General features: G+C 56.4%; 23 protein-coding genes. 7 read left to right on the forward strand and 16 right to left on the reverse strand.

Translation table 11 applies throughout. The annotated features are described in order from the left end of the window. Position 1: 1 nt before the first annotated feature. Positions 2–4,948, reverse strand: coding sequence for an alpha-2-macroglobulin family protein (locus V6940_RS18360; protein ID WP_333496815.1), 4,947 nt, complete (start codon positions 4,946–4,948; stop codon positions 2–4). A gap of 203 nt (positions 4,949–5,151) precedes the next feature. On the opposite strand from V6940_RS18360, the gene sseA reads away from it, so the two are divergent. Then, a complete protein-coding gene (sseA, locus tag V6940_RS18365; RefSeq protein WP_333496816.1) occupies positions 5,152–5,997 on the forward strand; it encodes a 3-mercaptopyruvate sulfurtransferase in 846 nt (281 codons plus the stop codon). A gap of 97 nt (positions 5,998–6,094) precedes the next feature. Here the strand turns inward: sseA and sseB are convergent, their stop codons facing one another. The 11 genes from sseB to trmJ form a co-directional block, all read right to left on the reverse strand. Next, positions 6,095–6,871 carry an enhanced serine sensitivity protein SseB gene (gene sseB / locus V6940_RS18370; protein ID WP_333496817.1) on the reverse strand — a complete coding sequence of 259 codons (777 nt, stop codon included), beginning with the start codon at positions 6,869–6,871 and terminating at the stop codon, positions 6,095–6,097. A gap of 117 nt (positions 6,872–6,988) precedes the next feature. Continuing rightward, positions 6,989–8,275 (reverse strand): aminopeptidase PepB, encoded by a 1,287-nt coding sequence (gene pepB, locus V6940_RS18375; RefSeq protein ID WP_333496818.1) that lies wholly within the window; start codon positions 8,273–8,275, stop codon positions 6,989–6,991. 52 nt (positions 8,276–8,327) lie between these two features. Next, a complete protein-coding gene (iscX, locus tag V6940_RS18380; protein WP_185668888.1) occupies positions 8,328–8,528 on the reverse strand; it encodes a Fe-S cluster assembly protein IscX in 201 nt (66 codons plus the stop codon). 9 nt (positions 8,529–8,537) lie between these two features. After that, positions 8,538–8,873, reverse strand: a complete 336-nt coding sequence (gene fdx, locus V6940_RS18385; protein ID WP_035891374.1) for an ISC system 2Fe-2S type ferredoxin — start codon at positions 8,871–8,873, stop codon at positions 8,538–8,540. A 1-nt stretch (position 8,874) separates the two neighbouring features. After that, complete coding sequence (hscA, locus tag V6940_RS18390; protein WP_333496819.1) at positions 8,875–10,725, reverse strand: Fe-S protein assembly chaperone HscA; 1,851 nt, start codon at positions 10,723–10,725, stop codon at positions 8,875–8,877. A gap of 15 nt (positions 10,726–10,740) precedes the next feature. After that, positions 10,741–11,256 carry a co-chaperone HscB gene (gene hscB, locus V6940_RS18395; RefSeq protein WP_333496820.1) on the reverse strand — a complete coding sequence of 172 codons (516 nt, stop codon included), beginning with the start codon at positions 11,254–11,256 and terminating at the stop codon, positions 10,741–10,743. A gap of 78 nt (positions 11,257–11,334) precedes the next feature. After that, a complete protein-coding gene (iscA, locus tag V6940_RS18400; RefSeq protein ID WP_035891367.1) occupies positions 11,335–11,658 on the reverse strand; it encodes an iron-sulfur cluster assembly protein IscA in 324 nt (107 codons plus the stop codon). A gap of 18 nt (positions 11,659–11,676) precedes the next feature. Beyond that, positions 11,677–12,063, reverse strand: a complete 387-nt coding sequence (gene iscU, locus V6940_RS18405; RefSeq protein ID WP_004866383.1) for a Fe-S cluster assembly scaffold IscU — start codon at positions 12,061–12,063, stop codon at positions 11,677–11,679. Positions 12,064–12,088: 25 nt separating this feature from the next. Next, positions 12,089–13,303, reverse strand: coding sequence for a cysteine desulfurase (gene iscS, locus V6940_RS18410; protein WP_035891364.1), 1,215 nt, complete (start codon positions 13,301–13,303; stop codon positions 12,089–12,091). Between the two features lie 164 nt (positions 13,304–13,467). Continuing rightward, positions 13,468–13,959 (reverse strand): Fe-S cluster assembly transcriptional regulator IscR, encoded by a 492-nt coding sequence (gene iscR, locus V6940_RS18415; protein ID WP_035891361.1) that lies wholly within the window; start codon positions 13,957–13,959, stop codon positions 13,468–13,470. Between the two features lie 239 nt (positions 13,960–14,198). Further along, positions 14,199–14,933: a tRNA (cytosine(32)/uridine(32)-2'-O)-methyltransferase TrmJ gene (trmJ, locus tag V6940_RS18420; protein WP_333496821.1), complete on the reverse strand. Its 735-nt coding sequence runs from the start codon at positions 14,931–14,933 to the stop codon at positions 14,199–14,201. Positions 14,934–15,054: 121 nt separating this feature from the next. Between trmJ and suhB the strand changes: the two genes are divergently transcribed. Further along, positions 15,055–15,858, forward strand: a complete 804-nt coding sequence (suhB, locus tag V6940_RS18425; RefSeq protein WP_333496822.1) for an inositol-1-monophosphatase — start codon at positions 15,055–15,057, stop codon at positions 15,856–15,858. Positions 15,859–16,007: 149 nt separating this feature from the next. Continuing rightward, a complete protein-coding gene (locus V6940_RS18430) occupies positions 16,008–16,436 on the forward strand; it encodes an OsmC family protein (RefSeq protein ID WP_333496823.1) in 429 nt (142 codons plus the stop codon). A gap of 55 nt (positions 16,437–16,491) precedes the next feature. Here the strand turns inward: V6940_RS18430 and V6940_RS18435 are convergent, their stop codons facing one another. Next, positions 16,492–17,472 carry a nickel/cobalt transporter gene (locus V6940_RS18435; RefSeq protein ID WP_333496824.1) on the reverse strand — a complete coding sequence of 327 codons (981 nt, stop codon included), beginning with the start codon at positions 17,470–17,472 and terminating at the stop codon, positions 16,492–16,494. Continuing rightward, the gene (locus tag V6940_RS18440) at positions 17,463–18,101 is read right to left on the reverse strand and encodes a DUF1007 family protein (protein WP_333496825.1); all 639 of its coding nucleotides are present in this window, start codon (positions 18,099–18,101) and stop codon (positions 17,463–17,465) included. Before V6940_RS18440 ends, V6940_RS18435 begins: the two co-directional genes overlap by 10 nt. A 116-nt stretch (positions 18,102–18,217) precedes the next feature. Between V6940_RS18440 and csiE the strand changes: the two genes are divergently transcribed. After that, on the forward strand, positions 18,218–19,495 hold the full coding sequence (gene csiE, locus V6940_RS18445) for a stationary phase inducible protein CsiE (protein ID WP_333496826.1): 1,278 nt from the start codon (positions 18,218–18,220) through the stop codon (positions 19,493–19,495). Here csiE and V6940_RS18450 read toward each other — a convergent pair. Continuing rightward, positions 19,492–20,628: a 3-phenylpropionate MFS transporter gene (locus V6940_RS18450; RefSeq protein WP_333496827.1), complete on the reverse strand. Its 1,137-nt coding sequence runs from the start codon at positions 20,626–20,628 to the stop codon at positions 19,492–19,494. The two genes, csiE and V6940_RS18450, sit on opposite strands and share 4 nt — an antisense overlap. A gap of 203 nt (positions 20,629–20,831) precedes the next feature. Here V6940_RS18450 and V6940_RS18455 point away from each other — a divergent pair, with 203 nt between their 5' ends. Continuing rightward, on the forward strand, positions 20,832–21,026 hold the full coding sequence (locus tag V6940_RS18455; protein WP_333496828.1) for a ChiQ/YbfN family lipoprotein: 195 nt from the start codon (positions 20,832–20,834) through the stop codon (positions 21,024–21,026). A 200-nt stretch (positions 21,027–21,226) separates the two neighbouring features. Next, on the forward strand, positions 21,227–21,649 hold the full coding sequence (locus tag V6940_RS18460) for a DoxX family protein (RefSeq protein ID WP_333496829.1): 423 nt from the start codon (positions 21,227–21,229) through the stop codon (positions 21,647–21,649). Between the two features lie 82 nt (positions 21,650–21,731). On the opposite strand, the gene glyA is transcribed toward V6940_RS18460, so the two are convergent. Further along, positions 21,732–22,985 (reverse strand): serine hydroxymethyltransferase, encoded by a 1,254-nt coding sequence (glyA, locus tag V6940_RS18465; RefSeq protein ID WP_035891344.1) that lies wholly within the window; start codon positions 22,983–22,985, stop codon positions 21,732–21,734. Positions 22,986–23,315: 330 nt separating this feature from the next. Here glyA and hmpA point away from each other — a divergent pair, with 330 nt between their 5' ends. Further along, positions 23,316–24,506: an NO-inducible flavohemoprotein gene (gene hmpA / locus V6940_RS18470; RefSeq protein ID WP_333496830.1), complete on the forward strand. Its 1,191-nt coding sequence runs from the start codon at positions 23,316–23,318 to the stop codon at positions 24,504–24,506. Positions 24,507–24,639 lie beyond the last annotated feature (133 nt).

Genomic DNA, 24,639 nt, shown 5'->3' on the forward strand with positions numbered 1-24,639 from the left:
CCTACGGCACAACGATCAGCATATCGTCCGCCGCCCCAACGGCGCGCCAGCCAGGAACATACATAGACTCAACCTGAGACGGCGGCACGCGGTAAGTACCCGGCATCACCGCACGGGCCAGATAGACCAGCGTGACCGGCTGATTTGCACTGACGGCAACCGCTGCCACAAAGCGATCGTCGCGGAACTCCATATGCTGGATATCCGCCTGCTGCATCTGGTTGAGCCACTCCTGCACCTCAGTACCGTTGTCCTGCAGATTAGCGCTGCTGTTCGCCAGATTCTGGTTTTCCAGCTCCAGCCCCGCTGGCAGCATATCGACGACCAACGCGTCTGGTACGTTCTGACTGGCATTAACGTCCAGCTTCACCAGCACCAGCTCGCCGCTGCGCAGAGAAGAGAGCGATTTACGCTGCCCGTCGGTGCCGTAGAATTGACGCTCAATGTGCAGCACATTGCTGGACGCCGCGGGTGCATTTTCCGGATACCCGGTGCTATCCAGGCGCAGCCACAGCGGCTGTTCCCCTTTGTTGGTCACCGTCAATGTAGCGAGCTGATCGCCGTCGAGATTCCGCGTCAGGGCTTTATCCCCCTGCAGCGGCTGGCTTGCAAACGAGGCCTGCGCCTGCCAGTTACCCGGCAGGTCCAGCACGCCTTTCGCCGCCAGGAACAGCGCATTGTTCTCCTGGGTTGACAGCCAGCGCTCGCTGAATGCCTGCTCGGAGAGTGTTTGCAGCAGCGTGTTTTGCGCGTCTGGCAGCAGCTTGTTCTCTTCCAGCAGTGAAAGCATCAGCGCGTTATCACGAAGTGCGCTGCCATAATCTGCCAGCCAGCGTCGCTGATCTTCACGTTTGGTAGTGAGTGAGAGCTGGATAGCCTGTTCGCTGCGTGGCGCATCTCCCATTGCTTTCAGCGCAATGCCCAGCTGCATTAACGGCAGTCCGGAACCCGCCTGAGCGCGACGCTCCCACAATTCGCGCAGCGCGCCAAGCGGCGCTTTTTGCTGCCGCGCCAGCACCAGACCCGCATAAGCCTGAATGGCAAAGCGGCTTGCCGCGTTATCATCGGTATAGCGTACGCTCATCAAACCCGGCTCTTGCAGATAGCGCAGCAGGCGGTTGTTGCCTTTGTTAATCGCTTCTGCCGGTACGCTATAGCCCTGTTCACCCGCGCGCACCAGGAAGTCCATCACGTAGGCGGTCAGCCAGTACTCTTCCGGGCCATCTTTATCCCACAGCGCAAAGCCACCGTTCTCTTTCTGCATTTGCAGCAGACGCGAGATACCGATATCAACCGCTGCCCGGCGTTTGTCGTCACTATCACCCACAATGCCCAACGTTTTCAGCTGTGCGGCGTTGGTATAAAGCTGCGGGAAGAGGCCGCTGGCGGTTTGCTCCAGGCAACCGTAAGGGTAGGCTTTGAGTTCGCGAATATAGCGCGCCAGATTCAGCGGCGGTTTACCGCTCAGCAGCAACTGCCCCTGTAGCGTGACCGGCGAGAAGTTCAGATGCTGATTTTCCGCAACGCTCCAGCTTTCACCCGGTTGCAGCACCGCACCGCTATTGACGGTTTGTGCCGGGTAGGCCGGACGCACGCCGATTTTCCACTGTTTGTGGAAATCGGCCAGGGTTTCACCCGGCAGCGTCATCCCCGTCACCGTAACGTTGACTTCACCATCACCGTAGCCTTCGCCAGCGCTAACCGGAACAAAAAACGTATGGCGCGCACCTGGTTCCAGCGTAACTGGCTGCGGCTGCGCACTTTTCAGCTGCAGCAGGCCGCTGGCCGCTAACTGCACGTTGGGCGTCTGCGGTTTGTCCGTCAGGTTGGTCACATCCAGCGTCAGGCGCGCGTTGTCGCCACCGGCCATAAAGCGCGGGGTATTCAACTCAACCACCACGGGCGCGGCGACCACCACTTTCGACTCGCTGCTGCCAAAATCTTCCGCCGTCCACGCCTGCGCCATGACTCTCAGCTCACCGTTAAAGTCACCGATAGGCAGCGTAACGGTACCCTCGCCGTTTTCATCAAGCGCCACGGGCTGCGCCTGTTCAGCAATAATGGTGACGTGGTTAACCGGCGGTTTGCCGCCGCGGTTAAGTTCATCGCCGTCGCCACCAAAGCGCAGGCTCGCCAGTCGCCCCTGGCCTTCAATCACCTGACCGTAGATGTCGTAGATATCCGCGCCGTAGCGTTTCTGGCCAAAGAAGGCTTGCCACGGGTCCGGCGTGATATAGTCGGTAATATTCAGCACGCCGCTATCAACCGCTGAGAGCAGCACGTTCACCTGCTTCGGCGCATCGCCCTCTTTACGCTTCACTTTGATTTTGACGGCCAGCGGCTGGTTTGGACGCATTTTCTGCGGGCCATCCAGCGTCACATCCAGCCGGCGCTGTTCGTCGCCGAGCGGCAGATGCAGCACGCCCACCGCCCGCTTCGGCGTTGCAGAACGGGATTTATCGCCCGGACGCACCACCAGCGTGCTGAGATAGAGGTCGTGACGGTTCCAGCTCTTATCCACCGGGATGGTGAGATCCAACCCTTCGGCCGGAACGTTAATTTCCTGCCACCATAGCGGGCCGTCGCTGGACTCCACCATAGCATAGCCTTTGCCTGCTGCCGGAGCAGCAACGTGCAACTTGATAGTATCGCCTGGACGATAGCTCGGTTTATCGAGTTTCAGCGTCACGCGATCCGGGCGCGCTGCGCCGCTGCCATCGCTGTTATCCTGCCAGCTATAGCCGGCCCAGAAACGCACGCTGCTCACCGCATCGTTCGGTGCCTTCACTTCTAATCGGTAAGCGCCCCACTCTACCGGGAAGCTGACTTTGCCGGTTTCGTCCGCTTTCAACGCCAGCGTCTCTTCACCTTCGACCAAATCTTTTTGATCAAAGCGGGACTGCCAGCCGTCGCTCTCCGACCAGTTCCAGTAGTAATCGCGGCGTTCGCGAATCAGCCGAACCTGAAGATCGGAAACGGCCTTTTTTTCACCCTGGGCGTCGGAGTAGACGATATCAAACGCCGCCTGACTGTTTTCTTCAACGATCGGCTGATTCACCGTGGTATCGGTGCGGTAGTCATAGACCGCCTTGCTGGCGAACTGTGGGCGAATACCCGGCAGTTCAGAGGCCGGCCAGATGGCCTGCGCGGCGCGACGAGTCACCGGACGACCGCCGGACTCGAGCAGGCTGGCCTGAAGAATCACCTGCAGCGGTGAATGTGTCTCCTGCCACTGGCTGGCGGTGGTCACTTCGCCGTGACCTTTGGCATCCAGCGTCAGGTTCATTTCATCAAGGCTACGGGTGGTATTTTGTTCGGCAATATCGCCAAACTGGAAGCCCGGCAGCGCGGCAACGGCTTCGCGCAGCGGGCGTAAAAACAGTTTCCCCTGCAGGCTATTGCCGCTGGCCGGTGCGCCGTAAAGATAGTAGCCCGACACGTCAAATTTCACGTCATCACTCGGTGCAAGCGGCGTCGGCTGCGGCGTCAGGTTGAGCGCCATACGCTCAGGCATAAAGTCTTCGACGTGGAAATCCCATTCACGCGGCTGGTTATCGCCGGTATTGGCACGAATATGCCACATGCCGGTTGCCGCGCTGCTGTCCAGCGGATAGGTAAACTGGTAGAGGCCGTTCACCGGCTGGCTGACGACGCTGCGAATCACCTGCCCGTCAGGTTTCACCACCTCCAGCTTCACCGGTTGTTCCGGTAACGCTTTGCCATCGCCATCGCGCAGCAGGCCGTTGAAGATCACCGTTTCACCGGGGCGATAAAGATCGCGCGGGCCAAACATAAAGAACTGTTTGCTGAAGCCAGGGTCACCTGCCACATTAAACTCCGCCAGATCGAGCGCCGGCAGCTTGAGGTCAAGTAACGTGGTTTGCCCCTCTTTGCGCGCCAGCAGCAGCGCGGCGTCTTTGTCAGTTTTCAGGACCGCATGCCCCTGAGCATCGCTGGTCGCCTGCGCCAGTGTTTGCCCTTTGTCGTTGAGCAGCGTGAGCTCAACCGCCGACTGGGCTCCGCCGTTTTCCAGGCTTTGCGTAAACACGTCAAGCTGGTTGTGGTAACGGTGTAACGACACGCCAACATCGCTGAGAGTAAAGAGCGTAGCGGCATTACTGTAGCTGTACTGGCCTGCCGGATTCATTACTGCGATATAGACGCCGGACTGCTGCAGCGGCGCAATATCTTTCAGCGGCAGCAGTAGTTTTTCCCGCGTGTTACGTGCCGGGTTAAGGTCGAAACGCCCGGTGTAAACCAGATCCGCCATTTTCAGCAGTTCGTCGGACTCCCAGTTGCTAAGCGAACTGCGGTACTCCCACTGGCTGACAAACGCCGCCAGCGATTCCGGCTTCACACGGAAGAAGTTGACGTCCACGTGCGGCACGTTAAGCACCATTACCGGCAGCCCATCCACCACTTTACCCGGCAGCAGCGAGCCGCGGCTGGCGAAGCCAACGCTTGGGGCAATATCACGGGTGGTCAGCGTTTTCTCCACGCTGGTGCCGAAGGTGGCCTTATTCAGCGCAGCAAGCTCTGGGTCAACGGTGACAATCAGATCGCGCTTCGGCTCCAGATGACGCAGACGCAGCTCTTTCAGATTCGGCGCCAGCTCCCAGGCTCCGTCCACCTTGCCGCTTTTCTTATCCACCACGTGGACGGTTTTGCTGAAATCCTGATCGGGGTTGAGCGCAATAGAGAACGTCAGCACCAGCGTTGCCGCACCGTCAAGTTGAACCTCTGAGGTATCCAGCAGTGTGAGTGCTTTACCCTCGCTCTGCTGGGCAAGCTTCGCTAGCTGTGCGGCATCCGGTTTAACCGGCGCAACGTTTTGTGACGCCGTCGAGGACACGGCGGGTTTGACATCCTGAGCGTTGTCGCTGTCGTCGCACCCGGACAGGAGCGAGGCGGCCAACACAGCAAGCACGGCTAAACGGAACGGTTTCATCCTTATAACCTCTGACGTTAAGTCTCTATTTCATTAATTCACACAGTATTATGCCCAAACGTGACTTTTACCAATAGCACGCTCATTTCAGGGCTGATTTTCAGATTTCATATTTAGCCTTAATCACAACCGCAGCGTTGCTAACTTGTCAGCTCTGCGGAAAACATCGACAATTCCTCTACGATTGCAAATGGAGGCACCTAATGACCACCTCTTTCTTTGTCGCCGCCGATTGGCTGGCTGAACACATAAACGATCCGGCAATTCAGATTATCGATGCCCGGATGGCCCCTCCTGGGCAGGAACACCGGGATATGGCGGGTGAGTACCGTGCAGGTCATCTGCCAGGCGCGCTGTTCTTTGATATTGAAGCGCTGTCCGACCACACCTCGACGCTGCCGCATATGATGCCGCGCCCGGAAGCTTTCGCCGTCGCCATGCGTGAACTGGGCGTAAGCAGCGATCGTCATTTAGTGGTGTATGACGAGGGCAACCTGTTCTCCGCGCCGCGCGCGTGGTGGATGCTGAAAACCTTTGGTGTGGAAAACGTCTCTATTCTGGCGGGCGGCCTTGCGGGCTGGCAGCGCGATGAACGACTGCTCGAACAGGGGGATGTTGATGCCGGTGAGGGCGAATTCGAGGTTAAGTTTAACGCCGATGCCGTTGTGCGCCTGACCGATGTGCTGCTGGCAAGCCATGAGCGTTCGGTGCAAATTGTCGATGCGCGTCCAGCCGGGCGTTTTAATGCCGAAGTGGATGAACCGCGTCCCGGCCTGCGGCGCGGTCATATTCCCGGCGCACTGAACGTGCCGTGGAACGAACTGACCTTCAACGGCGAGCTGAAGACCACCGATGAGCTGGAAATGATTTTTGCTCGTCAGGGCGTAGACCTTAATCAGCCGATTATCACCAGCTGTGGCTCAGGCGTGACGGCAGCGGTGGTTCTGCTGGCGCTGGAGACGTTGGGGGCGAAAGAGGTCGTGCTGTATGACGGTGCCTGGAGTGAATGGGGCGCGCGCGACGATTTGCCGATTGAGCCTCAGAGGTAACAGCGGGGCCGTGTCATCCCGGGGTCGGCGTATAACGCCTCGCCCGGGCTACGAATGCAGGCCGGACAAAGCGTTTACGCCGCCATCCGGCATGGTTTCAAATGATTCGGTTCTGCTTAAAATCACGCAGGAAGCTACCCCAGCGTTTTTCATAGAACGGCGTGATATGCGCCAGCATAAAGTGGCTGATGCCCTTCTCACCTTCCACCACCTGGCAGATATCAATCGGCTCGTCGCCCGGTAGGGTGTCCGTCGCGACGCTGCCCGCGGCATGAATAATCTCTTCGATATCCCCTTCCGCTTCAATACCAATCAGCAGGTTAGGCTGTTCGTCCGCATGCTCTTTAATGGAGCAGATAAACGCACGTTTCACCGTTTTCAGGGTTTTGAACAGCGTGGTCAGCGACTCCACCATCTGGGCCGGTGGCTCAGCCACTTCAGAGAGCAGCAGCGCGCTGCCACCTTCGAGTACTTCCTGCGTGCTGAGCGGATTGCCCTCTTCGCCAATCAGGTGGCTGATTTCACGTGGGGTAAACTCTTTGCCGGTCGGCAGCTTCGCGTTGAGGAACAAGGTTTCGCCAAGCGTCATTTCGAACAGCGTGCGCACCGGCATAACCACAAATGCCTGCTCGGTGGTGACCGCTCCTTTCAGGGCTTCCAGCGAGGTGAAGAACGGGATGACTGAGGTGCCGTCGTCTTTTTCCCAGTGCTGTAATTCTAAGGCGCTATCATCAACAACCTGCTGGTCATCGGCCGCACTGCCGGGCACCCAGACGGTGGACTCCAGTAAGGTGCGGAAAAAGGCTGGGCGATGAGCAGGTTCGGTTGCCGCTTGTTCCAGCAGCGTTTCGAGTTCGTTTTTGCTTTCAGACATAGTGCTTCCAGAAGGTGTGAATACCCCTCACCCCGGCCCTCTCCCCCAAGGGGCGAGGGAGAAAACCGAACGGTCCCCTCTCCCCTTGGGGGAGAGGGTTAGGGTGAGGGGAAAAAATTACTCGGCGGTCAACAGGTTCGCGATAGTCCGCACACCCAGTCCGGTCGCACCCGCCGACCACTGCTCAACGGCCGCTTTACGGTAGGTGGCAGAGCAGTCGATGTGCAGCCAACCCTGATGATAATTTTCCACGAAGTGAGACAGGAAGCCCGCCGCGGTGCTTGCGCCCGCCGGGTAGGCCGCGCTGCCGGTGTTGTTCAGCTCAGCAAAGTTAGACGGCAGTTGGTTGCGGTGGAACTCGGCCAGCGGCAGACGCCAGAAGGCTTCGTTTTCCGCACTGGCGCTCGCCAGCAGACGGTTCGCCAACTGGTCATCAAAGCTAAACAGCGCATGGTAATCGTTGCCCAGCGCGGTTTTGGCCGCCCCGGTCAGGGTTGCCGCATCGATGATAAGCTCTGGCTTCTGCGCGCTAGCGTCAATCAGACCGTCAGCCAGCACCAGGCGGCCTTCCGCATCGGTGTTCATCACTTCCACATTTTTACCGTTACGGTAGTGGATGATATCGCCAAGTTTGAAGGCGTTACCGCTGATCAGGTTATCCGCACAGCACAGGTACAGTTTTACGCGCTTGTTCAGGCCGCGAGTAATCGCCAGCGCCAGCGCACCGGTCACGGTTGCCGCACCGCCCATATCGGACTTCATAGAGTCCATGAACGCGCTCTGTTTGATGCTGTAGCCGCCGGAGTCGAAGGTAATACCTTTACCGACCAGGCAGGCGTAAACCGGTGCTTCTTTATCGCCCGTTGGGTTGTAGTCCAGCGCCAGCAGTACCGGCGGACGTTCAGAACCACGGCCTACGGTGTGCAGGCCCGCATAGCCCTGCTCACGCAGGTCTTCGCCTTTAGTGATGCGATAAGAAACGTTGTCGCACGCCACGCCGCACAGCAGGTCAACCGCGCGCTGCGCCAGCTGTTCTGGGCCCAGCTCTTCCGCCGGGGCGTTAATGGTGTCTCGCACCCAGTCGATGTAGGTCAGACGGTTGTCGAGCTCCTGGCGCTGTGCATCATCAAGCTCAGGCCATACAACCTGACGGGTGCCTTTCGGCCCTTTGTAGCCCGCCCAGAAGGCCCAGGCGAGGTCAACGCTCCAGCCTTCGCCAGACAGGTCAACGTGCTTGATGCCCATGCCGTCGATTTTACGCGCCGCGCGCTGGATAAGGCCCGCGTCGTCGCGGCCGGTCAGGTGCAAGACAATACCTTCATCATTAATGCTATAGGCCGCTTTTTCACCCCAGCGCGCATCGGCTGGCTGAGTAGAAAGGGTAATTTTCATGGCTTCTGTCATTTTTTTATCCTTATTAGCAAACGGGCCGCCGAATGGCAGCCCGTTATGTGACTTATTCTGCTTCATCCAACCAGACTAGCAGAATTGCCTCAAGGATTTTTTCATTTGATGCCTGAGGGTCATCATCAAAATCTTCGAGGTCGCAAATCCACTGGTGCATGTCGGTAAAGCGCACCGTTTTCGGATCGGTATCCGGGTAAGCATCGTACAGCGCTTCGCCGATTTCGCGGCTGTCAGTCCACTTAAGTCCCATACTATCCTCTTAGTGCTCGCGCGCGTGGTTAATTGTGTAACGCGGAATTTCGACCACCAGGTCTTCATCCGTGACGCGGGCCTGGCAGCTCAGGCGGCTATCTGGTTCCAGCCCCCAGGCTTTATCCAGCATATCGTCTTCGTCTTCGGTGCTTTCTGGCAGCGAGTCGAAGCCTTCACGCACGATGCAGTGGCAGGTGGTGCAGGCACAGGATTTTTCGCAGGCGTGTTCAATCTCGATACCGCTACGCAGCGCAGCATCCAGAATCGTTTCACCGGTCTCAGCTTCCACAACGATGCCATCCGGACACAGGTCCTGATGTGGCAAAAAAACAATCTTTGGCATATTAAACCTCGTCCACGGATTGGCCTTTCAGCGCGACACGGACGGATTGGTCCATGCGGCGAGCGGCAAATTCCTGGGTTTGTTTGTCAACGTTTTTAATGGCTTGTTCTATGGCGTCAGTGTCATTGCCCTCGGCAACCGCGCTCAGCACGGCGGCAGCTTCGTCAATCTCCTGACGCTCTGCGGCGCTTAACAGCGCGGCATCAGCGGCCAGCGCGCTGTGCAGGCTTTCCAGCACGCGAGCGGCTTCCACTTTCTGCTCTGCCAGCATACGTGCTTTCACGTCCTGCTCGGCATAGCTCATGGAATCCTGAATCATGGTGGCGATTTCGCCATCGGTCAGACCGTAGGACGGCTTCACCTGAATAGAGGACTCAACGCCGGTGGATTTCTCCATGGCGGTGACGCTCAGCAGGCCATCGGCGTCCACCTGGAAGGTCACGCGAATGTGCGCGCCGCCAGCCGGCAGCGCCGGAATACCACGCAGCGCAAAGCGCGCCAGTGAACGGCAGTCCTGCACCAGTTCACGCTCGCCCTGCATCACGTGGATGGACATGGCGGTCTGGCCGTCTTTGAAGGTGGTGAACTCCTGCGCACGTGCTACCGGAATGGTGGTGTTACGCGGGATAACCTTCTCTACCAGGCCGCCCATGGTTTCGAGGCCGAGAGAGAGCGGGATCACGTCGAGCAGCAGCATTTCGCTGTCCGGCTTGTTGCCGACCAGAATATCAGCCTGCACGGCGGCGCCAATGGCGACCACTTTATCCGGGTCGATAGAGGTCAGCGGCGTACGGCCAAAGAACTCGCCCACGCGTTCACGCACCAGCGGTACGCGGGTTGAACCGCCAACCATCACTACTTCCAGCACCTCTTCGGCTTCCACGCCCGCATCTTTCAATGCGCGACGGCAGGCCAGCAGCGTGCGCTTGACCAGCGCGGAAATCAGGTCGTTAAACTGTTCGCGGGTCACCTCGCCTTTCCAGCCAGCGACGTCAACGGTCACGCGGTCGGCATCGCTCAGGGCGATTTTGGCGGCGATGGCGGCGTCAAGCAGTTCGCGCTGTACGCGGTTGTCGCTACGATCGGCAATGCCCGCCTGTTCGCGGATATGGTCGGCCAACAGGTGGTCGAAGTCATCGCCGCCCAGCGCGGAATCCCCGCCGGTGGCCAGCACTTCAAACACGCCGCGGCTCAGGCGCAGAATCGAGATATCAAAGGTACCGCCGCCCAGATCGTAGACGGCAATCACCCCTTCCTGACCGGAGTCGAGGCCGTAAGCAATGGCCGCGGCGGTCGGTTCGTTCAGTAGACGCAGTACGTGCAGGCCAGCCAGACGCGCGGCGTCTTTGGTGCCCTGACGCTGTGCGTCGTCAAAGTAAGCGGGAACGGTAATCACCACGCCATCAAGCTCACCCTCAAGGGTTTCAGTGGCACGAGCCGCCAGCGCTTTGAGGATATCGGCCGAGACGCGGATTGGGTTCAGTACACCGGCCTTGGTCACCAGCATCGGCAGGCCATTTTCGCTTGCCTGGAACTGGTACGGCAGGTGTGGGTAACGCGCCTGGATATCCGCCAGCGAGCGGCCCATCATACGTTTTACGGAGCTAATGGTATTCGCGGGGTCAAGTGCGGCGTTGGTGCGCGCATCGTAGCCGACCACGTGGCCCTGCTCCTGATAGTGCACAACAGAAGGCAGCAGGTGACGCCCCTGATTGTCGGCCAGCGTTTCCGCCTGACCGCTACGCACGGTAGCAACCAGGGAATTGGTGGTACCTAAGTCAATGCCCACCGCCAGACGACGCTGGTGCGGCGCGGCGCTCAGACCCGGCTCACTAATTTGTAATAAGGCCATGTTAAGCTTCCAGAATCAAAAATCGAGCAGCTTTTCTTCGAGTAATTCAGCGCTGCTTTGGAGTTTATCGAGAAAACGCAGTTTACGGACGGTATCCGCCGCCGCTTCCCACGTTTGCGAATCGAGTTCCGCCACCATCTGCTGCTGGCGTTGGCTATACATTGCTTTGATGCGTTTGATAAGCCCTTCCAGACGGTCGGTATCTTTCGCCTGTTCAATCTCGTCCAGCTCTTCACGCAGTTCCAGCTGTTCCATCAGGAACGCGGTATCGCGCACGGTGTGCTGTTCGGAGGCAAGATCAAAGCCGTGCAGGGAGAGCAGATATTCGGCGCGCATCAGCGGGTGACGCAACGTTTGCCAGGCCTGGTTGATGTTCGCAGAACGCTGCACCGCCGCGAGCTGTTCAGCGTCGCTGCCGCTAGCAAATCGGTCGGGGTGGCTCTGACGCTGCAGGTCCTGGAAGCGTGCCGCGAGGGCCTGAGTGTCTACGTGATAACCGGCTGGCAATCCAAAGAGAGTGAAGTAATCCATGACGATCTCAGGGTTAACTATTTAAAACAAACCCCACGCACAGCGATAAACCATGGGTGGGGTTGGCAGGACTCAAAATCAGACGTTAAAGCTTTCGCCGCAACCGCACTCGTCTTTGACGTTCGGGTTAGTAAATTTAAACCCTTCGTTCAGACCTTCTTTTACGAAGTCGAGCTGCGTGCCATCAAGAAATTGCAGGCTCTTACCGTCGATGACAACCTTCACGCCTTTGTCTTCGAAAACGGTATCTTCTGCCGCCGGCTCGTCAACAAATTCCAGTACATAGGCCATACCTGAACAACCGGACGTTCTCACGCCAAGACGCAGACCAAACCCTTTACCACGGTTTGACAGGAAGGTATTGACTCGCGCTGCTGCACTGTCGCTTAAGGTAATCGACATAAAAACCTCAACTCTTAATTATTTTGCTTCACGTTTGCTTTTGTAATCCGCAATAGCGGCTTTAATTGCGTCTTCTGCCAGGATAGAACAGTGAATTTTCACTGGTGGCAGTTCAAGCTCGTCTGCGATATCGGTATTTTTAATGGCCTGTGCTTCGTCCAGGGATTTCCCTTTTACCCACTCGGTGACGAGGGAGCTGGAAGCAATGGCGGAACCGCAGCCGTAGGTCTTGAAACGCGCGTCTTCAATGATACCTTCATTGTTGACTTTAATCTGCAACTTCATCACGTCGCCGCAGGCCGGAGCACCGACCATGCCGCTGCCGACGCTGTCGTCGCTGTTGTCGAAGGAACCAACGTTACGTGGGTTCTCGTAGTGATCGATTACTTTTTCGCTGTAAGCCATGATGAATTCTCCTTATCGGTACCGATTAATGATGCGACCATTCAATGCTGTTCAGATCCACGCCCTGTTTGAACATTTCCCACAGTGGAGAAAGGTCACGCAGACGGCCAATGGAGTTGCGAACCAGATTGATGGTGTAGTCAATCTCTTCTTCGGTAGTGAAACGACCTAAAGAGAAACGAATGGAGCTATGTGCCAGCTCATCGGTCATGCCCAGTGCGCGCAGCACGTAGGATGGCTCAAGGCTTGCGGAAGTACATGCGGAACCGGAGGAAACCGCCAGGTCTTTCAGCGCCATGATCAGGGACTCGCCTTCAACGTAGTTAAAGCTTACGTTGAGGATGTTTGGTGCGCCCTGTTCGAGGTCACCGTTCAGGTAGACTTCTTCCATATCCTTCACGCCGTTCCACAGACGGTTACGCAGACCGCGCAGACGGGCCATTTCGGTCTCCATCTCTTCTTTCGCGATACGGTAAGCTTCGCCCATGCCGACGATCTGGTGAACAGGCAGCGTACCGGAACGCATGCCGCGCTCGTGACCGCCGCCGTGCATCTGTGCTTCGATACGGATACGTGGTTTACGACGAACGTACAGTGCGCCGATACCTTTTGGACCGTAGATTTTGTGACCGGAGAAGGACATCAGGTCAACTTTCAGCTGGCTCAGGTCGATAGGCAGTTTGCCCACGCTCTGGGTCGCATCAACGTGATAGATGATGCCGCGCGCACGGCACATTTCGCCGATGGTCGCGATATCCTGCACCACGCCGATTTCGTTGTTCACATGCATGATGGAGACGAGGATGGTGTCGTCACGCATGGCGGCTTCGAGCTCTTTGAGATCGATAATGCCGTTGCGCTGTGGCGCCAGATAGGTAATTTCGAAACCTTCGCGCTCAAGCTGACGACAGGTGTCCAGCACGGCTTTATGCTCGGTTTTGCTGGTGATGATGTGCTTGCCTTTTTTCTGATAAAAGTTGGCTGCACCTTTAATCGCCAGGTTGTCGGATTCAGTCGCACCGGAGGTAAAGACGATTTCACGCGGGTCAGCACCCACGAGGTCGGCAATCTGGTTACGGGCGATATCTACCGCCTCTTCAGCCTGCCAGCCAAAACGGTGTGAACGAGAGGCCGGGTTACCAAAGGTCCCGTCCAGGGTCAGAAACTGCATCATTTTCTCGGCAACACGCGGGTCCACCGGCGTGGTTGCGGAGTAGTCGAGATAAATCGGTAATTTCATTGCTCTTTAACTCCGTACATCACTCAATGCAAGGAGTCAGGCAACCGGCTGGATGTACGACCGTGTTGACGGGACGCTGTCCCGGCCTGACTCTGAAATCTCATTTTTATCTATAACCAGCCCTGCTACGTGCGCCCGATAAGGCACACGGCAGAGCAGGTGGATTATGCACGTAACTTAACGTCGATAGCGTCTTGTACGCGGGTATTGCGGGAGGTGTCGTGCGAATGCTGGCGACCAGACACGTCCAGAACTTCCTGGTTATTCACCAGTTCACCAAGGGTGATGTTGTTCAGGAAGCCGGTCAGACGGTCGCTCAGATCGCGCCAGAGTGCGTGGGTCAAACATTTATCGCCGCCCTGGCAGCCACCTTTCCCCTGACAGCGGGTAGCGTCAACGGACTCGTCCACTGCGCTAATTACTTCACCCACTGCGATGTGGTTTGCTTCTTTACCCAGCAGATAACCACCGCCTGGTCCGCGTACGCTGGATACTAAGCCATTTTTACGCAGACGGGAGAACAGCTGCTCCAGATAGGAGAGTGAAATTCCCTGACGTTCAGAAATATCAGCCAACGGCACCGGGCCCGCTTCGGAGTTGAGTGCAACGTCCAGCATCGCGGTTACGGCATAACGCCCTTTAGATGTCAGTCTCATGTCTTACTTAACCTCAAACTCGCCCCTGCCCGGGGTTTTTAATAATATTGTGGGTATTGCATAGCAGGGCCAAGTCTGACATTCCCGACTAAAACAGTCAACTATTTACTTGAGTAATTTAGTCAGGTATTTGGCGTTCCGTGCGGTATTGATTTGCCGGATGGCGCTTCGCTTATCCGGCCTACAGGCCGCACGATTTGTAGGCCGGATAAGCGAAGCGCCATCCGGCATTTACGCCGTTACTTGCCTTTGTTCTGCTGCTCAATAGACGCCAGAATCCCACGCAGGATGTTCAGCTCCTGGCTTTCCGGGCGCGCACGGGTAAACAGACGACGTAAACGGCTCATCACCTGCCCCGGATGGTTTTCGCGGATGAAGCCGGTAGCGAGCAGCGTCTGCTCCAGGTGGCCATAGAAACGCTCAAGATCGTCAACCAGCGGGTACGGCGTCTCTTCGTGCTCAACCTTTGGTTCCGTGCTTTCCTGCGCGGCCAGCCACGCCATGCGCACTTCATAAGAGATAACCTGCACCGCCATCGCCAGGTTCAGCGAGCTGTATTCCGGGTTAGCGGCAATTGCGACGTGGTAATGACACTTCTGCAGTTCGTCGTTGGTCAGGCCCACGCGTTCGCGGCCAAAGACCAGCGCTACTGGTGCATGTTCGGCTTCCGAGACGCTTTTCAGGCCGCACTCACGCGGGTCAAGCATCGGCCACGGCAGCGTACGGGAACGCGCGCTGGTGCCTACCACCAGGCTGCAACCAGCCAGCGCTTCGTCGAGGGTGTCGACGATCTGCGCGTTGCCAATCACATCGCTGGCACCGGCCGCCAGGGCAATGGCCTGGGAGTCTGGTTTCACCAGCGGGTTGACCAGCCACAGGTTGGTTAAGCCCATGGTTTTCATAGCGCGGGCCACGGAGCCCATGTTGCCGGTGTGAGAGGTTTCGACCAGCACGATTCGGATATTTTGCAGCATTGTCATTCTTCGTCTAAAGATTATTCGACCATATTACCATAAACCTGAGACAGAATCCGAATTCGCTGCTATGATATGCGCCGTTTTCCCCCGTTCTTTAACATCCAGTGAGAGTAACCTGATGCATCCGATGCTGAACATCGCCGTGCGCGCAGCGCGCAAGGCGGGTAACCTGATTGCCAAAAACTACGAAACACCAGAAGCTGTTGAAGCGAGCCAGAAAGGCAGCAACGATTTCGTGACTAACGTTGATAAAGCCGCTGAAGCGATGATTATCGACACCATTCGCAAATCTTACCCGCAACACACCATTATCACCGAAGAAAGCGGTGAACATGTTGGCGAAGATCTGGATGTTCAATGGGTTATCGATCCACTGGATGGCACCACCAACTTTATCAAACGTCTGCCACACTTCTCCGTCTCCATCGCCGTACGCATCAAAGGCCGTACTGAAGTGGCTGTGGTTTACGATCCAATGCGCAACGAACTGTTCACCGCTACCCGCGGCCAGGGCGCACAGCTCAACGGTTACCGTCTGCGCGGCAGCACTGGCCGTGACCTGGATGGCACCATCATCGCGACCGGTTTCCCGTTCAAAGCGAAACAGCACGCTACCGCCTACATGAACATCCTCGGCAAAATGTTTACCGAATGCGCAGACTTCCGTCGCACCGGTTCCGCTGCGCTGGATCTGGCCTACGTTGCCGCTGCGCGCGTTGACGGTTTCTTCGAAATCGGCCTGAAGCCATGGGATTTCGCCGCAGGCGAGCTGATCGCTCGTGAAGCAGGCGCTATCGTTTGTGACTTCACCGGTGGCCATAACTACATGATGACCGGCAACATCGTTGCCGGTAACCCACGTATCGTGAAAGCCATGCTGGCGAACATGCGTGACGAGCTGAGCGAAGCGCTGAAGCGCTGAAGCGCTAAGTTCGGACTCCACGTCATTAAGAAGCCCCTTTGTGGGCTTCTTTTTTTTGTACCTACCCTTCCCCAGAATTATCTCTATTCCCGTTGCTGCCAAATGCGTCGTCTATACTTAACCTTTTGTTAGCCAAAAGGAGAACGAGAATGACCATTCACAAACACGGTTCTGCACACTGGTCAGGCGATATCAAACGCGGAAAAGGGACGGTCTCTACCGAAAGTGGCGTGCTCAACCAGCAACCTTACGGCTTTAATACTCGCTTTGAAGGCGCAAAGGGCACAAACCCGGAAGAGTTGATTGGCGCAGCGCATGCGGCCTGTTTTTCGATGGCGTTATCGTTGATGCTGGGTGAGGCGGGCTATACGGCTGATGCCATTGATACCACGGCGGACGTCTCATTGGATAAAACCGACGGCGGGTTTGCCATCACCAAAATCGCTCTACAAAGTAAGGTGAGCGTGCCCGGTATCGATCCGAAGCAGTTTGACGGCATCATCCAGAAAGCCAAAGCGGGCTGTCCGGTTTCCCAGGTGCTGAAGGCAGAAATCACGCTGGATTACACGTTGAACTAACGTTATCAGGCAGCAGTAAGAACATGCTGGTCACCTTATTGACCAGCATTTCACTCTAGAACGGCCTTAATCCTCTGCCGACCGGCACAGCACTCAACCACATGACCACCGCCGCAGCGACCAGAACTGCACCACCGGCCAACGCCAGCGTTGTCCAGCCCACCTGCCGCCAGAGCACCGGCGTTTTATTGCCGCTGAGCTTCACCGCCAGGGTGCGAAAACCGTGGACCAGCAGCGCTAAAGAAGAGATGGTGAGCGATGTTCCCGCCGCCATTGCCAGAGCAGAGGCAACGCCCCAGCCAAACACGCCAATCACTTTGCTGAACAGCAGCACCATAATGGCACCGGAACAGGGGCGCATGCCCATCGACAGTATAATCATCAGCCTCGCCCGCCAGTCTTCATCACGTTCAAGCTGTTTAGGATCGGGCATGTGCTGATGACCACAGCCGCAGTGTTGGTCATGAACGTGATGTGGCGTAAAAGCAGTAAACTTCGGTTTGCGCAGCAGCATACGCAGCTTTTTCAGCGCCCGCCAGCACAGTAATAATCCCAGCACGCCCACCAGCGCATAGCTGCCCTTCTCCAGCCAGAAACTGCTGAGGTGCAATTGGCGCGCCGGAAGCCGTAGCAGCGTCAGCACGACGACCACCAGCCCAATAGCCACCAGCCCCTGTAGTAAAGATGCCGCGAGCGTCAGGCCAATACTGGATTTTAATTTTGAAGGATGGGTGGCCAGCCACGTGGTGATGACGACCTTACCGTGCCCCGGCCCCAGCGCGTGCAGCACACCGTAGACAAAACTGAACAGCAGCAGCGCCCCACCCGCCTGAGTCGGGTTTTCCGCCACGGCCTGTAGCAAACCGCTCATCTGCTGGTTCACGTCGCGTTGCCAGACCACGCTTTGCAGCATAACCTGTGGCCAGGCCTGCCAGAGCCATAGCAAGCCAATAACCGCAACCGCAAAAAACAGCAGCAACGGCCAGAGCGACAGCCAGCGGCGCGAGGTGCGACGATTAACGGAGATTACTGACATGCGATGGTGACCTTCTGCGCAAATTGTTTTCCAAGGTCCATATCTTCCGGCGGCGCATCCGCTTTATCGAGCGATTGCGCGTAGGAGAGCATCTCATCATTGGGATGCGGGGTATGGACGCTGACCTTACATGCACCTTTAAAATCGGGAGCAAACGCCACATCGCCGTCCTTCTCGTAGCTCATATCGACATAATAGGTCGGGTCGAAGGTAGAAAAGGTGTAGGTCTGCCCCGCCAGCGTCTGCGGCGTCGCCAGCGGTAAGGTAAAGGTCAGCACCGCCTGATGTCCCTGACGCGCCAGGCCGTAGGCGGTAGGCAGGTTCTCAAACTTCACCTTTTTGCCGTCGTGCCAGAACTCGGTAAAGTAGTGCTGCCCCAGCACGTTCGCCATCACCTCAGCGGCCAGCTTTTTCCAGACCTCATCGCCCGGTTTTGCGTTCCCCGCGTCATAGAGCAAATCCGCCGAGGTGAGTTCATCCATCACCCAGCGCATTTTCATACCCGTCAGCTTGCCGTCAGCCACCACCAGCTGGTTAGTGATGGTAATAAAGCTGTGCGGATGTGCGCTGGCGTTTAACGATAAAACCGTAAGAAACATCAGAACCGCGCATTGTTTCACTCTCTTCATCGGTTCCTCAGTGAAAAATTCTGTGACCGTCACCCGCATTCCTTAGCTAAAGCCCATTAGCTGCCGTTATCTTTTGTCTATTCTTATGCTCATAACCTGCTGCTGGATCCCAACAGATGATGACCGTACTCGAACCGCCATCTGTGCTTTCCAGTCCGCAGCGCCGCTGCCAGGCGCTGCTGATGCTCTATCTCCCTGGTCATTCCATCACGGCGGAATACATTGGCATCGTGAATAATGTCGATGTTTCCACCGCCCGGCAAGATGTCATTGAAGCCGGAGAGGAGGTTGAGCGTTACCATCGTCTGGCGATCGCCACTCAGGCGGATGGCTGCTATCGGATTGAAGGCACAACCCTCGACCTGCGCCTGTGCTTACTGCACTGGCTTCGCCGCGCATTGCGTCTGTGTCCGCACTTTGTGGCGCACCATTTTACACCCGCGCTGAAAACGCAGCTCAGGCAGTTGAAGATCCCGCGTACGCTGTACGATGAAACCAACCTGCAGGCGCTGGTGAACCGCTGCGCCCGCAGCCTGCAGCGCGATTTTGAATGTCGCGACGTGCAGTTTTTACGCCTCTATCTCCAGTACTGTTTATTACAGCATCATCAGGGAGAAAGCCCGATTTTTAGCACGCAGCAAAGCGCCTGGACGCAGTCCACGCTGGAATATCAGATGGCGGCGGATATTGTCCACCACTGGCAGAGGCGGGTGATGCAAACGCCAAACCGCAACGAGCAGCACTTCCTGGCGCTGCTGTTTATGCTGTTGAAGGTGCCAAATCCCCAGTTTGATGGACGCGAACAGGACCAGCAGCTACATCTGGCGATTGCCCGGCTGGTCGACCGTTTTCAACATGAGGCTCACTGCCATTTCACCAATGAACGCAGCCTGCACGATCAACTCTACGTTCACGTAGCGCAGGCGCTGAACCGCTGCGTGTTTGAGATCGGCATCGATCATCACCTGCCAGAAGAGATCCACCGCCTTTACCCACGATTAATTCGCACCACCCGTGCGGCGCTGAGTGATTTTGAAACGCGCTATACCCTGCACTTCAGCGACGATGAAGCGGCGCTGATTGCGGTGATTTTTGGCGCTGGATTAATGCAGGAGAGCGAGCTGCACGAGAAACAGGTGGTGCTGTTAACCGGCGACAACCCGGCGCTGGAGCAGGAGATTGAACAGCAGTTGAGGGAACTGACGCTACTGCCGCTCACCGTCAAGTACCTGACGGTCAACGTCTTCCAGAAAGAGGGCGCGCCGAAAAACAGCACGCTCGTGATTTCGCCGTACGCGATTGCCCTCCCCCTATTTTCACCGCCGCTGATCCACGCCGAGCAACCGCTCAGCGAGCATCAGCAGCAGCATATCTGCAAGATTCTGGAGACCTAGCGGGCGACGGTTTTCGGTCGCAGCACCAGTGCAGGCAGCGCCACCAGCGCCATCACCCAGAACAGCCCCTGGTGAAGATGCTGATAAAGGAAGCCTGAGAACATGGTCATCACCGCAATGCTGCCGCCCATCGCCACCGCCGAGTAGACCGCCTGCAGGCGGATAACTTCGCTCCCCTGACGGGCAGCAATGTAGCGCATCGCCGCCAGATGGCAGACGGTAAAGGTGCCGCAGTGCAGGATCTGAATCAGAATCAGCCACGGCAGACTGGTCGTCCAGCCCATCAGCCCCCAGCGGATAACGCCGCAAATGGCCGACAGCAGCAGCAGATCCCGGGCGCTAAAGCGGCGGAATACCTTTTTGCTCAGCGCAAAGGTGACCACTTCGGCGACCACGCCCAACGACCACAGATAGCCAATAGCCGACGCCGAGTACCCCGCCCCTTCCCAGAAGATAGCGCTGAAACCGTAATAGGCGGCATGTGCCCCCTGAAGCAGGCTCACGCAGGCAAGAAAGCGCCAGTTTTGCGTAACTAAAGAACGCCAGGCTGGCCAGCCAACGCTCTCCTGATGGCGGGATTCACCGAGCGGCATCACCGACGGTTTCAGCAACATCCCCAGCAACATTGACGCGACGCCAAGACTCAGCATCACCAGGATGACGTGGTAATCGAACAGGCTCACCAGCTTACCGGTCAGCGCGGAACCAATCACGAAAGCAATTGAGCCCCACAGCCGCACCCGGCCGTAGTCCATCGTTATCTGTTTTTGCCAGGTGTTCGCCAGCGCATCGGTAAGCGGCACCAGCGGCGAGAAGAACAGGTTGAAACCGATCATCACCACCATCAACCAGGCAACCTGCGTACCCACCCAGAAAGCGGCGGCGAACAGCAGCGTCATCAGCGCCAGAATGCGCAGCACGCTTATCAAGCGCGAAGGATCGCTCACCCGCGGCGCTATCAGCAGACTACCGAGAAAACGGGCGACCAGCCCCGCCCCTAACAGCAGACCGATGGTTTCGGGCGACAGCCCAGCGCCTTTGAGCCAGACGCTCCAGAAGGGAAGAAAAATGCCGTAGCTAAAGAAATAGGTGAAGTAACTGAGCGCCAGCCAGCGCGTGGAGTGCAAAACCATGGGTCCTCCCGTTTTGGAGCCCCTAGTCTAATGACTCAACCCACATTCTGAAGAGCACTACTCCTCACGTTAACGAGATAATTGTGATGGATATCACCTTTAGCTATTTTTACGCCAGTGATCCGTCCGCACAAACGGTTACAGCACTCGCTTTCACCGCGGTGCACACTGTCATCAGGACACCAATAACCCAGGATGGCACCATGAAAACGCTTCTTCCCGCGCTCGTTGTACTTTTATTGATGGGCTGCGCCAGCACCGCGTCAAAACCGCAAACGCACAGCAGTAACGAAACCATTTCCTCGCTGGATTATCAGGCGTGCATTCAGGCCGCAATGAGCGGTAACGGTCAGGCGAGCGATGAAAAATGCGGCAAGGTTCTGAAAGCGTCTCGCTGAATTCGTCATCAGGGCGAGCAGAAAAGCGACGAACTTCGTATTAGAAATATTCATATAACCGGGCATCAAAGCGGGGTGTTTATCCCGCTCTAACGCAGTACGTATGTTCCAGCCATAAGACTGATTTATGTGCGCACGGTGGCAGGGAGCAACATTGTGTATTACGTTTAAATCACACGTACTTACACAATGGAATGACCATGAACGCTCTCCGTTATCTCGAGTTTGGCGCATCGCGCGACCTGCTGTTGCTGATTGCGCGTATCGCTATCGTGCTGCTGTTTATTCTCTCCGGCTATCCCAAAATGCTTCACTACGATGGAACGGTGCAGTATATGGCATCCATCGGCACGCCAATGCCTGCGCTGGCGGCCATTATTGCCATTCTGATGGAAGTGCCGGCCGTTATTCTGGTGATTCTGGGCTTCTTTACTCGTCCACTGGCGGTGATTTTTATTTTCTACACTCTGGGGACGGCGGTGATTGGTCACCACTTCTGGAACATGACCGGCGATGCGGTGATGCCGAACATGATTAACTTCTACAAGAACATCAGCATTTCAGGGGCGTTCCTGCTGCTGGCGATTGTCGGGCCGGGGAAAATTTCGTTAGATAGGCGTTGAGGGTTTGCCTGATGGCGGCTTCGCCTCATCAGGCATAAAAAAGGCCGCATACGCGGCCTTTTTTGCATCTTACGGTTAGCGATTACGCGTAAACCGGGAAGCGAGCGCAGATATCCAGCACTTTCGCTTTGACGCTTTCGATAACGGACTCATCGTTGATGTTGTCCAGCACGTCACACATCCAGCCAGCCAGCTCTTTCACTTCCGCTTCTTTGAAGCCGCGACGGGTGACAGCCGGGGAACCGATACGGATACCGGAAGTCACGAACGGGCTCTTCGGATCGTTTGGCACGCTGTTTTTGTTCACGGTGATGTTCGCACGACCCAGAGCGGCGTCAGCTTCTTTACCGGTCAGGTTTTTATCAACCAGATCCAGCAGGAACAGGTGGTTTTCAGTACCGCCGGAAACCACTTTGTAGCCACGGTTCAGGAACACTTCCACCATCGCTTTAGCGTTTTTAGCAACCTGCTGCTGGTAAACCTTGAACTCTGGCTCCATCGCTTCTTTCAGCGCAACCGCTTTACCAGCGATAACGTGCATCAGAGGGCCACCCTGCGCGCTTGGGAACACGGCGGAGTTCAGTTTTTTGTACAGCTCTTCGCTACCGTCTTTCGCCAGGATCAGGCCACCGCGTGGGCCCGCCAGGGTTTTGTGAGTGGTCGTGGTCACAACGTGAGCGTGTGGAACCGGATTCGGATAAACGCCTGCGGCAATCAGACCAGCAACGTGCGCCATGTCGACGAACAGGTAAGCACCGATGCTGTCTGCGATTTCACGCATTTTTGCCCAGTCTACAACGCCGGAGTAAGCGGAGAAGCCACCGATAATCATTTTCGGTTTGTGGGTCTGAGCCAGCTTAGCCATCTCGTCGTAGTCAATTTTACCAGACTCATCAATGCCGTAAGGGATGATGTTGTACAGTTTACCGGAGAAGTTAACCGGGGAGCCGTGAGTCAGGTGGCCGCCCTGCGCCAGGTTCATACCCAGAACGGTATCGCCCGGCTGCAGCAGCGCGGTGTAGACCGCAAAGTTAGCCTGAGAACCGGAGTGCGGCTGTACGTTAGCGTAGTCTGCGCCGAACAGTTCTTTCGCGCGGTCAATCGCCAGCTGTTCAACGATATCAACGTATTCGCAACCGCCGTAGTAGCGTTTGCCTGGGTAACCTTCAGCGTATTTGTTGGTCAGCTGAGAACCCTGCGCCTGCATTACGCGCGGGCTGGTGTAGTTTTCGGAGGCGATCAGTTCGATGTGCTCTTCCTGACGTACTTTTTCCTGCTCCATAGCCTGCCACAGTTCGGCATCATAATCGGCAATGTTCATTTCACGCTTTAACATCCGCATCTCCTGACTCAGCTAACAATTAAATTTTGGCCTGAAAAGGCAGTCCAATTGGACAACGGCCAACAGTATAACTGATTAGTTCTGCGATAACAGGTCTTGACAAACGAATTTACGCAAACGTTTTCCTCCGCGCCAGACAAGGGGTTGAGGAATAAAGGCCTGAGGCAGGGAAACGGATTTCTTTTCAGGATTGTGATGTGAATAATTCATGTTGTAACCGCAATGGTGCATTCTTTCAAAGAACCATTTACAAAACAGGGGTATTTTTATAAGATGCATTTAACATGCAACATTAGATAACATTGATTGAAAGGAAGACCTGCCATGCTTGACGCTCAAACCATCGCCACCGTAAAAGCCACTATTCCCCTGCTGGTTGAAACCGGCCCGAAGCTCACTGCCCACTTTTATGATCGGATGTTCACCCACAATCCGGAGCTGAAAGAGATTTTCAATATGAGCAACCAGCGTAACGGCGACCAGCGTGAAGCGCTGTTTAACGCCATTGCCGCCTACGCCAGCAATATTGAAAACCTGCCCGCGCTGCTGCCGGCGGTAGAGAAAATCGCTCAGAAGCACACCAGCTTCCAGATTAAACCAGAGCAGTACAATATTGTGGGGGCGCACCTGCTGGCGACGCTGGATGAGATGTTTAGCCCGGGCCAGGAAGTGCTGGATGCCTGGGGCAAGGCTTATGGCGTACTGGCAGGCGTGTTTATCAACCGTGAAGCCGAGATTTATCAGGATAACGCTAATAAAACCGGCGGCTGGGAAGGCACCCGTGCTTTCCGCATCGTCAAAAAGACCCCGCGTAGCGATCTGATTACCAGCTTCGAGATGGAGCCGGTAGATGGTCAGCCAGTGGCGGATTATCAGCCAGGCCAGTATCTGGCGGTATGGTTGAAGCCGGAAGACTTCGAGTATCAGGAGATTCGTCAATACTCGCTGACCCGCAAGCCGGACGGTAAAGGCTATCGCATTGCCGTGAAACGTGAAAACGGCGGCCAGGTCTCAAGTTGGCTGCATAACGCGGCAAAAGAAGGCGATGTGGTCTATCTGGCCGCGCCTGCCGGTGATTTCTTCCTTAACGTCACACCGCAAACGCCAGTTACGCTTATCTCCGGCGGCGTGGGGCAAACCCCGATGCTGGCCATGCTGGATACGCTGTCGAAAAACCGCCATCCGGCACAGGTAAACTGGTTCCACGCCGCAGAAAACGGCAGCGTTCACGCCTTTGCCGATGAAGTGAAAACGCTGGGTAGCGCGCTGCCGAACTTCACCTCACACCTGTGGTTCCGCACCCCGACCGACGCAGACCGTCAGTCCGGCGCATTCGACAGTGAAGGGCTGATGGCGCTTTCATCGCTTGCCGATAAGCTGCAGGATCCGCAGATGCAGTTCTACCTGTGCGGCCCGGTTGCCTTTATGCAGCATGCGGCAAAACAGCTGGTTGAGCTTGGCGTTAACGCCGACAGCATCCACTACGAATGCTTCGGCCCACATAAAGTCCTGTAATCTTTTCTTTCCAGGCGGGTAGGAAACTCCCCGCCTTCCCGCCTTTCTTCGCTCGTCCCGGTCAAAAAATAGGATAGTGAGCTGTGTTATCATTACTCACTTATCTATTTCTTTTCCTTTGGTGATTCATTTT

It is taken from the genome of Kluyvera sp. CHPC 1.251, from assembly GCF_036759945.1.
In the GTDB taxonomy this organism is placed as follows: domain Bacteria; phylum Pseudomonadota; class Gammaproteobacteria; order Enterobacterales; family Enterobacteriaceae; genus Kluyvera; species Kluyvera sichuanensis.